The organism is Streptomyces rishiriensis, assembly GCF_003112535.1.
In the GTDB taxonomy this organism is placed as follows: Bacteria; Actinomycetota; Actinomycetes; order Streptomycetales; family Streptomycetaceae; genus Streptomyces; species Streptomyces rishiriensis.
This window is the reverse complement of record NZ_BEWA01000016.1, coordinates 76,562-88,825: the sequence shown is the minus strand read 5'-3', so window position 1 is coordinate 88,825 and position 12,264 is coordinate 76,562. Positions and strand designations below refer to the sequence as shown.

Annotated in this window: 12 protein-coding genes; 6 read left to right on the top strand and 6 right to left on the bottom strand. The window is 72.0% G+C overall.

The features are described from left to right. Nucleotides 1-52 precede the first annotated feature (52 nt). From Sri02f_RS26750 to Sri02f_RS26725, 6 genes are read right to left on the bottom strand one after another with little or no spacing between them, the layout of a single operon-like run. Nucleotides 53-1,210: an acyl-CoA dehydrogenase family protein gene (locus tag Sri02f_RS26750; RefSeq protein WP_109004076.1), complete on the bottom strand. Its 1,158-nt coding sequence runs from the start codon at nucleotides 1,208-1,210 to the stop codon at nucleotides 53-55. A gap of 20 nt (nucleotides 1,211-1,230) precedes the next feature. Then, a complete protein-coding gene (locus Sri02f_RS26745) occupies nucleotides 1,231-1,785 on the bottom strand; it encodes a DoxX family protein (protein WP_109003876.1) in 555 nt (184 codons plus the stop codon). Then, the gene (locus tag Sri02f_RS26740; RefSeq protein ID WP_167467631.1) at nucleotides 1,782-2,693 is read right to left on the bottom strand and encodes an SDR family NAD(P)-dependent oxidoreductase; all 912 of its coding nucleotides are present in this window, start codon (nucleotides 2,691-2,693) and stop codon (nucleotides 1,782-1,784) included. The genes Sri02f_RS26745 and Sri02f_RS26740 overlap by 4 nt, the downstream gene beginning before the upstream one ends. Before the next feature lie 57 nt (nucleotides 2,694-2,750). Further along, nucleotides 2,751-3,905, bottom strand: coding sequence for a CaiB/BaiF CoA transferase family protein (locus Sri02f_RS26735; RefSeq protein ID WP_109003874.1), 1,155 nt, complete (start codon nucleotides 3,903-3,905; stop codon nucleotides 2,751-2,753). Nucleotides 3,906-3,947: 42 nt separating this feature from the next. Beyond that, entirely contained in the window at nucleotides 3,948-4,727 is a 780-nt protein-coding gene (locus Sri02f_RS26730; RefSeq protein ID WP_109003873.1) for an enoyl-CoA hydratase/isomerase family protein, read from the bottom strand. A gap of 1 nt (nucleotide 4,728) precedes the next feature. Beyond that, nucleotides 4,729-5,484 carry an SDR family NAD(P)-dependent oxidoreductase gene (locus Sri02f_RS26725; protein WP_109003872.1) on the bottom strand — a complete coding sequence of 252 codons (756 nt, stop codon included), beginning with the start codon at nucleotides 5,482-5,484 and terminating at the stop codon, nucleotides 4,729-4,731. 100 nt (nucleotides 5,485-5,584) lie between these two features. On the opposite strand from Sri02f_RS26725, the gene Sri02f_RS26720 reads away from it, so the two are divergent. The 6 genes from Sri02f_RS26720 (at nucleotide 5,585) to Sri02f_RS26695 (ending at nucleotide 12,264) form a co-directional block, all read left to right on the top strand. After that, nucleotides 5,585-6,727 (top strand): acyl-CoA dehydrogenase family protein, encoded by a 1,143-nt coding sequence (locus Sri02f_RS26720; protein WP_109003871.1) that lies wholly within the window; start codon nucleotides 5,585-5,587, stop codon nucleotides 6,725-6,727. A 99-nt stretch (nucleotides 6,728-6,826) separates the two neighbouring features. Further along, nucleotides 6,827-8,317 carry an aldehyde dehydrogenase family protein gene (locus tag Sri02f_RS26715; RefSeq protein WP_109003870.1) on the top strand — a complete coding sequence of 497 codons (1,491 nt, stop codon included), beginning with the start codon at nucleotides 6,827-6,829 and terminating at the stop codon, nucleotides 8,315-8,317. A gap of 21 nt (nucleotides 8,318-8,338) precedes the next feature. Beyond that, nucleotides 8,339-9,943, top strand: a complete 1,605-nt coding sequence (locus Sri02f_RS26710; protein WP_245970814.1) for an AMP-binding protein — start codon at nucleotides 8,339-8,341, stop codon at nucleotides 9,941-9,943. 4 nt (nucleotides 9,944-9,947) lie between these two features. Continuing rightward, entirely contained in the window at nucleotides 9,948-11,099 is a 1,152-nt protein-coding gene (locus Sri02f_RS26705; RefSeq protein ID WP_109003869.1) for a thiolase family protein, read from the top strand. After that, complete coding sequence (locus Sri02f_RS26700) at nucleotides 11,096-11,497, top strand: Zn-ribbon domain-containing OB-fold protein (protein ID WP_109003868.1); 402 nt, start codon at nucleotides 11,096-11,098, stop codon at nucleotides 11,495-11,497. The genes Sri02f_RS26705 and Sri02f_RS26700 overlap by 4 nt, the downstream gene beginning before the upstream one ends. 17 nt (nucleotides 11,498-11,514) lie before the next feature. Then, the gene (locus Sri02f_RS26695; protein WP_245970813.1) at nucleotides 11,515-12,264 is read left to right on the top strand and encodes a FadR/GntR family transcriptional regulator; all 750 of its coding nucleotides are present in this window, start codon (nucleotides 11,515-11,517) and stop codon (nucleotides 12,262-12,264) included.

The following is a 12,264-nucleotide window of genomic DNA, read 5'->3' as shown; positions in this document are numbered from 1 at the left end:
CGGCCGCGGACAGGGTGGAAGGCCCCGGGGCCTTCCACCCTGTCCGCGGCCGTCAGCCGCGCGCCGCCTCGCCCAGCAGCGCCTTGGCGATGATGACCTGCTGGATCTGGCTGGTGCCCTCGTAGATGCGGAACAGGCGGGCGTCACGGTAGAAACGCTCGACGGCGACCCCGCGCATGTATCCCGCGCCGCCGTGTATCTGCACCGCGCGGTCCGCGACCCGCCAGACCATCTCGCTGGCGAAGTACTTCGTGCAGGACGGACCGATCTTGGTGTCCGTCCCGGCGTCGAACGCCCGGGCGGCCTCCAGGACCGTGGCGCGCCCGGCGTAGTAGTCGGTCATCGAGTCGGCGATCAGGCCCTGGACGAGCTGGAAGGAGCCGATGAGCCGGCCGGACTGGCGGCGCGTGCGGGCGTAGGAGACCGACTCGTCGACCAGGCGCTCGGCCATGCCCACGCACAGGGACGAGATGTGCACCCGGCCGTGTGCGATACAGCCCATCGCCGTGGCGAACCCTCGGTTCAGGCCCTCCTCGCCGCCGACCAGGGCGGACGCCGGCACCCGGACGTCGTCGAAGTACACGTCCGCCGTCCAGGCGCCGAGCTGGCCCATCTTGTGGTCCCTGGGTGCCACGGTCAGGCCCGCAGTGCCGGCCGGCACCAGGAAGGTCGAGATGCCGCGGGTGCGCGGGGCGTCGGGGTCGGTGCGGGCGAACACCATGAAGACGTCGGCGAGCGGGGCGTTGGTGATGTACCGCTTGGCGCCGTTGATCACCCACTCCTCGCCGTCCGGGTGGGCGCGGGTGGTGAGCGTCGACGGGTCGGACCCCGCTTCGGGTTCGGTGAGCGCGAACGACGCGAGTGCGTCACCGGAGGCGATCCTCGGCAGCCACCTGGCCTTCTGTTCCTCCGTGCCGCCGACCATCAGCACGTGCCCCGCGATGCCGTTGTTCGTGCCGAACATGGACCGCAACGACGGTGTCGTGTAGCCGAGTTCGAACATCAACTGGGCCTCTTCGTACATCGACAGCCCCAGCCCGCCGTACTCCTCGGGCAGCGCGAAGCCGAACAGACCCATCTTCTTGGCCGCCTCGCGGATGTCCGCGGGCATCTCGTCCTTCTCGTCGATCTCCGCCTCGAGCGGCACGACGCGTTCCCGGACGAAACGCCGGACCTCGGACAGCACCGCGCTGAAGTCAGCCGCGTCCATGTCGACTCCCTTGCCCATTCCTAGTGATCCGCTGATGTCTCGTCCGGCGTCTCCTCCGGCGCGCCGTCCGGCTTCCGCTCCGGCCGGTAGCAGACGGCCAGCAGCGCCGCCGCACTCGCCGTACCGAGGCCCGCGGCCAGCAACGCGGCACCCGTGCCCGTGCCCCCGGTCCCGCGCCGCAGCAGCCCGTCGAGGGAGTACCCGCCGTTGCCGAGCGCGGCCAGCGCGACGGCCGCGCCGCCCACGACACCGGCGTACTCCCAGCCGCCCTTGAAGACGAAGAAGCCCTTGCCGCGGTGGTCGGTGCGGGCCGCCACCGTCATCAGACCGACGGCGGCCGCCGCGGGGAAGGGGCCCGCGGCCCCCAGGGCGATGCCCGCGCCCGCCGCCATCTCGGTTCCGGCCGCCAAACGGGCGTGCAGGCCGGCCGGTCGGAGACCGAGCGCCTCGAACCAGCCCTCGGTGCCCTCGAGCCCGCCCGGACCGGCGACCTTGTTCCAGCCGTGGGCGAACAGCATCGGGCCGAGCGCAGCACGCAGCACGAGAGTCCCGACGTCGTGTCCCCGGGTCTTCACTGGCCCGCTCCCGTGGCCCGGCCCGCCGGTGCGACGCCGTACAACTGCGGTACGGCGTCGACGAGTTCGTCGTAGGTGAGGGCCTTGCCCGACCGGCTGGGGTGGACGCCGGCGACGGTCCAGCCCTGGAGCCGGTTCAGCCGGTCGCCCTCGATGCGCAGAACCTGGCCGGTCAGCCAGGCCGCGCTGTCGGACGCCAGGTAGACGACGACGCCGGAGGCGTTGGCCGGGTCGCGCGGGTCGAAGTCGTCGGACGCCCGCAGGGACGCGCCGACGTCCAGTCCGTCCGTCATCCGGGTGGCCGCGATGGGCGAGATGGCGTTCGCGGTGACGCCGTAGCGGCGCATCTCCAGCGCGGTGAGGACGGTGAGCCCGGCGACCCCGGCCTTCGCGGCACCGTAGTTGGACTGGCCCTGGTTGCCGAACAGGCCTGTGCCGGACGTCGTGTTGATGACGCGGCCGGCTACGCGCTCACCGCGCTTCGACGCCTCGCGCCAGTACGCGCACGCATGCCGCGTGAGGGCGAAGGCGCCCTTCAGATGCACCGCGATCACGGCGTCGAACTCGGCCTCGGTCATCGAGAACAGCATGCGGTCGCGCACGATCCCCGCGTTGTTCACCACGATGTCGAGGCGTCCGAACTCCGCGACGGTGTGCGCGACCATGGTCTCGGTCGCCGCCCAGTCCGTCACCGAGCCGTGGTCGGCGACCGCGCGGCCACCGAGCTCGGTGATCTCGGCGACGACGTCGTCGGCGGGGGAGTCCCGCGTCCGCTCGCCGTGCACGCCCGAGCCGAGATCGTTCACGACCACGGTCGCGCCGGCCTCGGCGAGGGCCAGGCAGTGCGCCCGCCCCAGCCCTCTGCCGCCGCCGGTGACGATGGCGACTTTGCCGTCGAGGATGCCCACGTCCTGCCTCCAGAACAGAAGTAGCGGATGTCTGCGCATGTATGCGCATGTATGCGATCAGCCGAGTTCGCGCAGTACGTCGTCGGTGTGCTCGCCGAGCACCGGCGCACCGGTGCTCGGCTTGTCGGCGACGCCCCAGAAGCTGACCGGCGTCGCCACCGTCCTCAGGGGCGGCGCGTCGCCCATGCCGGGCTGTTCGACGAACGCCCCGACCGCCTCTGCCTGCGGATCGGCGGACACCTCCGCCAGGGTCTGCACGGGCGCCCACCACACGCCCTCGGCGTCCAGCCGCGCCGCCCACTCCGTCAGCGGCCGCCGTGCGAACTCCGCGTCGAACTCGGCGATCAGTTCCCGTACGTGGCCCCGCCGGGCGCCGCTCGTCGCGAACCGCTCGTCCGTCTCCAGGTCCGGGCGGCCGAGCGCCTTGACGACGCCGGGCCAGTGCCGGCTGCCCTCCAGGCCGACGAGCCAGAACCAGCGGTCGTCGGCGGTCCGGTAGCAGTTGTAGAGCGGGGACTCGTGCTCGGTGCGGTGGCGGGTTCGGCCGCGCTTGCCGAAGAAGTTCTGCAGGGCGAGGTCGTTGCCGTTGGCGTACGTCCCGGACCGCAGCAGCGACACGTCCACCACGCCGCCCTCGCCGGTGCGTGCGCGGCGCAGCAGCGCGGCCAGCACGCCCGCCACCAGGTTGGACGCGGCCGTGCGGTCGCCGAGTCCGGGGCGGATGCCGGGCGGCGGCTCACCGGCCGGGTTGAGCATGGCGGCGATGCCGGGCCGGGCCCAGAAGGCGGAGACGTCGTATCCGGCCCGGTCGCGCTCGGCTCCCGCCCAGCCGTAGCCCGTCAGCGTGCCGACGACCAGGCGGGGGTGGCGGGCCCGCAGCTCGTCCGGGGCCAGACCGAGCCGCTCCAGTGCGCCGGGGCGGAGGTTGGTGACGAAGACGTCGGCGCGTTCCAGCAGCCGCTCCAGTACGGCCTTGCCCTCCTCGGACCTCAGGTCGAGGACGATCCCGCGCTTGCCCCGGTTGTCGGTCTCGAACGGGGGCGCGCTGTCGATGTCCTGGCCGACGTGACGGAGCGTGTACCGGTTCGGGTCGCCGGTCGGCGCCTCCACCTTCACCACGTCCGCACCCCAGTCCGCGAGCATGGTGGCCGCGGCCGGAGCCGCCACCCACATGCCCAACTCGACGACAGAAATGCCTTCCAGCGGCCGCACGGCCCACCTCCGGTTGAAAAGTGACGGGATGCTTCGTGCGGCCTACCTGCCGCGGAACTCTCCCGGCCGGCGCTCGCGGAAGGCCTTGAGGCCCTCCTCCCGGTCTTCGGTGGCGAACAGCACCGACACCGTCTCGCGCTCGTACGCGATCGCCGTCTCCAGGTCCATGCCGAGTCCGTAGTCGATCAGCCGCTTGCCCGCCGCGAGGGCGAGCGGCGCTCCGGCCGTCAGCCCTGCGGCCAGCTTCTCGGCGGCGGCGAGCACTCCGCCGGGCTCGGCCAGTTCGTTGACCAGACCGAGCTGCCAGGCGCGCTCCGCGTCGATCGGTTCGCCGGTGAGGATCATCTGCTTGGCGATGGCCGTCGGCAGCAGGCGCGGGAGCCGCTGGGTGCCGCCCGCGCCCGGCAGGACGCCCAGCTTCATCTCGGGCAGCCCGAGCCGCGCGCCGCGCTCCGCCACCCGCAGGTCGCAGGCGAGGGCCAGTTCCAGACCGCCGCCGAAGGCGAAGCCGTGGACGGCGGCGACCGAGGGCTTGGGGAAGGCCGCCAGGAGCGCGTACACGTCGGTCAGGCGCCCCACGAAGGCGCGGAACTGCCCGGGCGCGGAGAAGGACTCGATCTCACCGAGGTCGGCGCCGGCCGAGAAGGCCCGGCCCGCGCCGGTCAGCACCACGGCACGGACGTCGTCGTCGTCGCGGACGTCGTTCAGGGCCTCGGTCAGCCGCCGCGCGGTGTCGGAGCCGATGGCGTTGAGCCGCCCGGGCCGGTCCAGGGTCAGCACGGCGAGTCTGTCGCGGATGTCGACACGCAGCACGGTGCTCACCTCAGACCATGGTCAGGCCGCCGCTGACCGACAGCGTCTGCCCGGTCATGTAGGCGGCGTCGTCGGACGCGAGGAAGGCCACCAGGCCGGCGATCTCGGCGGGCCGGGCGACGCGGCGCAACGGGACGGCCCGCACGGTCGCGTCGTACATCTTCCGGCTGTACTCGGCGACCTGCCCGAGCAGCGCGGTGTCGGTCGGGCCCGGGCAGACGCTGTTCACGGTGATGCCGTGCCGGGCGACCTCGCGGGCGAGTGCCTTGCCGAAGGCGATGACGCCGCCCTTCGTCGCGGAGTACACGACCTCGCCGGAGGATCCGACCCGGCCGGCGTCCGAGGCGATGTGGACGATCCGGCCGCCGCCGCGCTCGATCATCGGGTCGAGCACCGCCCGGGTCATCGTGATCGTGCCGCGCAGATTGACGCCGATGATGCGGTCCCAGGTGTCCTCGCCGCTGTCGACGAACCGGCCGATGACGTCGATGGCGGCATTGTTGACCAATACCTCCACCGGCCCGAGTGCGGCCGTCACCCGCTGCACGGCCGCGTGCACGGCCGCGCTGTCGGAGATGTCCGCGCCGACTCCCGTGGTCCGCACCGCGTACCGCTCCGCGAGCTGTGCGGCAGCCTTCTCCGCGGTCTCCGGGTCCAGGTCGCAGACGGCGACCGCGGCTCCCTGGGCGGCGAACCGGTCGGCGATCGCCTCCCCGATGCCGCGCCCCGCTCCGGTGACGAGCGCCACCTTGTCCCGTACGCTCACGCGTCCTCCCTCGCCCGGTACTGAAAACAGCGCTATCGTATAACTACTTCAGCTAAATAAGCGAGATGCGAACGCGTGAGAACCGGGAGCGGAGTCGAGCATGCGCCGTACGATCTTCACCGACGAGCACCAGCTGTTCCGGGAGACCGCCCGCTCCTACTACCTGCGGGAATGCGTCCCGCACACCGAGGAGTGGGAGCGTGAGGGGCAGGTGGGCCGCGCCGCGTGGGCGGCCGCGGGCAAGGCCGGACTCATCGGCTGGCAGTTCCCCGAGGAGTACGGCGGCCAGGGCATCCAGGACTTCCGCTACAACGCCGTCATGGCGGAGGAGATGGCGGCCACCGGCTCGGTCGGCATAGGGCTCGGCCTGCAGAACGACGTCATCCCGCCCTATCTGATGCAGCTCACCACCCCGGAGCAGAAGGCCCGCTGGCTCCCCGGCGTCATCGCGGGTGAGACGATCTGCGCGCTCGCACTGTCCGAGCCGGCCGCCGGGTCCGACCTCAAGGGCATCCGCACCACCGCCCGCCGGGACGGCGACGCATGGGTGATCGACGGCTCCAAGACCTTCATCACCAACGGCATCCTGGCCGACCTCGTCATCGTCGCCTGCAAGACCGACCCGGACGCCGGCCACAAGGGCATCAGCCTGATCGTCGTCGAGCGCGGCGCCGAGGGCTTCGAACGGGGACGCAAGCTCGACAAGATCGGCATGAAGGCCCAGGACACCGCCGAACTCTTCTTCCGCGAGGTCCGCGTCCCCGCCGAGAACCTCATCGGACAGGAGGGGCGCGGTTTCTACCACATGATGGGCAACCTCCCTACCGAGCGGCTCGCCATCGCCGTCGCCGCACTCGCGTCCGCCGAGCGGGCCTTCGGGTGCGCGCTGGAGTACGCCAAGGACCGCACCGCCTTCGGCCGGCCGATCGGCCGGTTCCAGGCGAACAGGTTCGCCCTGGCCGACATGAAGGCCACACTGCAGGTCGCCCGGGTCCACCTGGACGGCTGCATCATGGCGCTGGTCGAGGGCGAGCTGACGGCCGAGGAGGCCGCCGCGGCCAAGTACTGGACGACGGAGACCGGCTGGCAGGTCATCGATCGCTGCATGCAGCTCTTCGGCGGCTACGGCTACGTCAACGAGTACGAGATCGCCCGCATCTGGCGGGACAGCCGGGTGCAGCGGGTGTTCGGCGGCACCTCGGAGATCATGCAGGAGATCGTCGGGCGGTCGCTGGGACTGTGAGCGCGTCGCCCGGCCGGTGCGGAGCATTGATTGGTTCGGCTAAATAGGTTATCTATTTAAGCTGTACGCATGTCAGGGTAGCGGGCTCCGGGAGGCACCGTGGTCACGGTCGACGTGAAGCTGCACCAGGAACGGGCCGAGCGGCACCTGCCGCGTCCCCGGCTCGTCATCGGCGGCAAGGATCTCCACGAGGCGAGCGGCGGCGTGCACGATCACGTCAACCCCGCGACCGGACTCGTCCAGGCTCGCATCCCGCTCGCGGGGTCCGCCGAAGTGGACCGGGCCGTGTCCGCCGCCCGCCAGGCCTTCGAGGTGTGGGGCGCCATGAGGCCCGCCGAGCGCCGCCGCCTGCTCACCCGCTTCGCCCAGCTCATCCGCGAGCACGTCGACGACTTCGCCGCGATCTGCCCGCTCGAGAACGGCGTCTGCATCGGCGGCTGGGCGGAGAACGTCGGAGCGCACGTCGCCGAGTGGACCGCGTACTACGCCGGCTGGGCCGACAAGATCGAGGGCATGGTCGGCGCGGCCTACAGCCCGCACGAGAACGTCGAGTACACCCTCGCCGAGCCGTACGGCGTCATCGGCCACATCATCACCTGGAACTCACCCGCGCTGTCCCTGGGCATGAAGGTCCCGCCGTCGCTGGCCGCCGGGAACACCGTGGTCGTCAAACCGGCCGAGTCCACACCGTTCTCCGCCCTGCTCTTCGCCGACCTGGCCCGTGAGGCGGGCATCCCCGACGGCGTGATCAACGTCGTCACCGGGCTCGGCGACGCGGGCGAGGCCCTGGTGACGCACCCCGGCGTCGACAAGATCTCCTTCACGGGCGGGCCCGCCACCGCGCGCCGCATCATGGCGAGCGCCGCCCGCACCCTCAAGCCCGTCGTCTTCGAGCTGGGCGGCAAGTCCGCCAACCTGCTCTTCGCCGACACCGACCTGGACACCGTCGTGCCGTACTGCGCGGCCTTCGCCATGAGCAACACCGGCCAGGGCTGCGCACTGCCGACCCGGCTGCTGGTCGAACGCCCGGTCTACGACGAGGTCGTCGCGCGCGTGGCAGGGGTCATGGCCCACCTGCCGGTGGGCGACCCGCTCGACCCGACGACCTACATCGGGCCCCTGATCGACGAAGCAGCCCGCGACCGCGTCCGGAAAGTGATCGACAAGGCGGTCCACGAGCGCGCGGGCCGACTCGTGTACGGAGGCGAACGCATCGAGTCCGGCGGCTACTTCGTCTCCCCGACCGTGTTCGCCGACGTCGACAACCGCAGCGACCTCGCCCGGCGGGAGATCTTCGGCCCGGTTCTCGCCCTCACCCCCTTCGACACCGAGGACGAGGCCGTCGCCCTCGCCAACGACACCGAGTACGGCCTGTCCGCCTACGTCCAGACCCGTGACATCGCACGCGTCAACCGCCTGGTGCCGCGGCTCAGGGCCGGGACGGTCTACGTCAACCCCGGCCCGAACCCGATCACCTCGCCCGCCACGCCGTTCGGCGGGGTCGGCATCAGCGGCTTCGGGCGAGAGGGCGGCCGGGCAGGGCTCGACGAGTTCATCCACGTCAAAGGCGTCGGCGTAGCCCGCGTCTGACGAGACCGCACAGGAGACCACGTGCTGAATCCCCCCGGAGGCAACACCCCGGACCCCCGCGCCCGCCGTCTGACGTTCGGCGACGTCGTCCGCGAGCACCGCAGGTCCTACCCCGACCGCGTCGCCCTCGTGGACGGCGACGTCCGGCTGACCTGGCCGCAGCTCGACGAGCGCACCAACCGGCTGGCCCACGCCCTCACGGACGCCGGGGTCGGACGCGGCGACCGCGTCCTGTGGCTGGGCCAGAACTCCTTCCGCGTCTGGGAGCTGCTCGGCGCCGCCGCGAAGATCGGCGCCATGGTCTGTCCCGGCTACTGGCGCTGGGCCGCCCCCGAAATGGCGTTCGCCGTCGAGGACTTCGGCCCCCGGGTCGTCATCTGGCAGGACGAGGAGATCGGCGACACCGTCAGCAAGGCACGGGCCGAACTGGGCGACGAGCACGGCGCGTTGTGGCTGCGGCACGACACCGAGGGACCCGGTTCGTACGAGGCGTTCCTGGCCTCCGGCTCACCCGAGGACCCGGCCGTCGACGTCGACCCCGACGTCGCGCTGCTGGTCATCTACACCGCCGCGATCTCCGGACGGCAGTCCGGCTCGATGCTCTCGCACCGCAACCTGCTCGCCATGGGCGCGAGCGCCGCCTGGATGGGGGACATCGGCGCCGAGACCGCCTTCCTCGGCGCCGGACCGATGTTCCACATCGGCAACTACCAGTTCTGGGGCGTCCCGGCCTTCGTGCACGGCGGCAAGAACGTGATCGTCCGCCGCGTGGTCGCCGAGGAGCTGCTCCCCCTGCTGGCGGGGGAGCGGTGCACCCACGCCTATCTGATGCCGCCGACCATCGCGCAGCTCGTCGCGTTGAACCGCGAGGCCGGACACGACCTCTCCCACCTGCGGGCGAGCGTCGCCGCACCTCTGTGGCAGGGCACCGTGCCCACGGACGCCAGCCGCTTCACCCGCAACGGCGGCGGCGAGGGCCGCGGGTACGGACAGACCGAGGTCACCGGCTTCGCCGTGACCGGGGCCTACGGCGGGAGCGGCGCCGGCAACGCGGGACGCCCGGGTCCGTTCACCGCCGTTCGAGTCCTCGACGGCACCGGCGCCGAGTGCCCCGCGGGGGTGGCCGGCGAGATCTGCGTCCGCGGCGACCTGGTCCACCTCGGCTACTGGAACCGGCCGGAGATCAACGCGGAGCGCTTCCGCTTCGGCTGGTGGCACACCACCGACCTCGGACGGCGCGAGAGCGACGGCACGATCAGCTTCCTCGGGACGACGACCCGCATGCTGAAGTCCGCCGCCGAGAACATCTTCCCGGCCGAGGTCGAGAACTGCATCGAATCGCACGCCGCGGTGAAGGAGGCCGCCGTGATCGGCGTGCCCAACCAGCGCTGGGCGCAGGACGTCAAGGCCGTCGTGGTGCTGCACGCGGACGCCGACGCGGTCACCGCGCAGGACATCGTCGAGCACTGCCGGACACGCATCGCCTCGTACAAGAAGCCGAAGACCGTGGAGTTCGTCGACGCCCTGCCGCGGACGAAGGACCACGCCAAGGACTACGAGGCGCTCGACTCCCGCTTCGGCGGCGGCGGCTATCCCGGCGGCGACACGCTCGGCGCGGGACGGTGACGCGATGAGCGACCGCCGGCCCGTCGTCGTCGGGGTGTACGCCACCGAGCAGGCCCTGTCCCTGCCGGACCGTGACGCGATGGACCTCGCCCTGGAAGCGGTGACCGGAGCGCTCACCGACGCCGGGCTCACTCGGTCGGACGTCGACGGCGCGCAGGTCGACTGGCCGGGCCCGGGCGGAGTGCCCGGCGAGGGCAGTTCCTGGGCCCGGCTGCTGGGCCACGGCCTGCGCTGGACGAGCGACTCGATGCTCGACAACGCGGGCTCCCGGGGCCTGCTCAAGGCGGCCGCCGCCGTCCGCGCCGGCTACGCCGACACCGTCGTGGTCGGAGGCTGCAAACTGGTCGCGCGCGGCGCCGGCCCGGTCGGCGCCGGGGTGGCGCTGGAGTTCGCCGACGTGTGGGGCGGCTATGTCGTCGCCCAGTTCGCGCTGGTCGCCGCACGGCACATGCACGAGTACGGCACGACCTCCCGCCAGCTCGCGGAGGTCGCCGCGACCATCCGCAACAACGGCGCGACCAACCCGGAGGCGATGATGTACGGGCGCGGTCCGTACACCGCCGACGACGTGCTCGCCTCCCGCATGGTGGCCACCCCGTTCCACCTGCTGGACTGCTGCATCGTCGGCGAGGGCGGCGCCGCGATCGTGGTGACCACCGCCGAACGCGCCCGCGATCTGCCGCACCCGCCCGTCGCCGTCCTCGGCGGCGGCATGGAGTACCACCAGGCCGCCTACGCCAACCCGGCGCTGTACCGGGAGGTCGGCGGGCTCGGCCGGGACGCCGCGACACGTTCCTACGCGATGGCCGGGGTGAGCGCGCACGACGTGGACGTCTTCTCCCTCTACGACCCCAACTCCTTCGAGATCATCCGGCAGTTGGAGGTCCTCGGACTGTGCGGGGAGGGGGAGGGCGGACCGCTGGCCGCGAGCGGCGCCATCGAGGTCGGGGGCAAGCACCCCGTCAACCCGGACGGCGGCTGTCTGTCGTACGCGTGGAACGGGACCCAGCAGATGACGCTCAAAGTGATCGAGGCCGTACGTCAGTTGCGCCGCACGGCGGTTCACCAGGTCGAGGGCGCGGAGCTCGCGGTCGTCGGCAACGCCGGCTCGGGCGCCCAGCACTACGAGATGAGCGTGCTGGGGAGGCTGCGATGAGCCGGCCCGTGCCCGTCCCCACCGAGCTGTCCCGGCCGTTCTGGGAGGCCGCCCGGCGCGGCGAACTCGTCGTGCCGCACTGCCCGGGCTGCGGCCTGCGCTTCTTCGTCCCCGAGCCCGCGTGCCCCGGCTGCATGTCACAGGACTGGCGGTACGCACCCAGCGCGGGCCTGGGAACCGTCTACTCGGTGACCGTCGTGCACCGCGCACCCGGTCCCGGTTTCGCCACGCCCTTCGCCCTGACCGTCGTCGACCTCGACGGCGGCGGCAGCCTGCTGTCGCACGTGGACGCGGGCGACCCCGACGACGTCGTCATCGGGATGCGCGTCCGCGTGGAATTCCGCGCCCTCGACGACGAGATCGCGCTGCCGTACTTCGTACCGGAGAACACTCACTGAGGGCGGAGGTGGGCGCCGTGGCGAGCACGCCGGTACGCGTCCCCAAGATGGCCGAGCTGGTGGCGGCACGACTGCGCCGGATGATCGTGCGCGGCGAACTGGCCGAGGGGGACGCACTGCCGTCCGAGACGGCGCTGATGGAGGAGTTCGCCGTGTCCCGCCCGACTCTGCGCGAGGCGTTCCGGGTGCTGGAGTCGGAGTCGCTGATCACCGTGCGTCGGGGCGCCCGGGGCGGAGCGCGGGTACAGGTACCGGAAGGCACGGTGGCCGCCCGCTACGCCGGCGTGGTGCTGGAGTACCGGGGCACGACCCTCAAGGACGTGTACGACGCCCGTACGGTGATCGAGGCGCCGTGCGCCGGTCTGCTGGCCGAGCGCCGCACCGACGACGACCTCCAGCGGTTGCGCGCCGCGGTCGCCGAGGCGGAGGGGCTCATGGACGACCCGTCGGCGTTCATCCGCGCCCATATGGAGTTCCACGCCCTCGTCGTCGAACTGGCGGGCAACGAGACGCTCGGCGTCCTCAACGGCATGGTCCGGCACATCATCGACCAGGCCAACTGGTCCCACGTCGACCTGGACGCCGGCAGCCCCGACAACATCCGGGCCAACCGCCACGGTTTCCGTGCCCATGGCGCGCTCGTCGGCCTGGTCGCCGCGCGCCGCGCCGAGGCCGCCGAGGAGCTGTGGCGCGTCCATCTCCTGGAGGCCGAGGACTATCTGCTGCAGAGCAGGTCCATGGCCACCGTCCTGGACCTGCTCGGCTGA

What these genes read in the sequence shown, in the direction of transcription:
- Sri02f_RS26705 (WP_109003869.1), top strand. Translation starts at nt 9,948, where the DNA reads ATGAGCGACCGCCGGCCCGTCGTCGTCGGGGTGTACGCCACCGAGCAG.
- Sri02f_RS26720 (WP_109003871.1), top strand. Translation starts at nt 5,585, where the DNA reads ATGCGCCGTACGATCTTCACCGACGAGCACCAGCTGTTCCGGGAGACC.
- Sri02f_RS26750 (WP_109004076.1), bottom strand. Translation starts at nt 1,210, where the DNA reads ATGGACGCGGCTGACTTCAGCGCGGTGCTGTCCGAGGTCCGGCGTTTC.
- Sri02f_RS26700 (WP_109003868.1), top strand. Translation starts at nt 11,096, where the DNA reads ATGAGCCGGCCCGTGCCCGTCCCCACCGAGCTGTCCCGGCCGTTCTGG.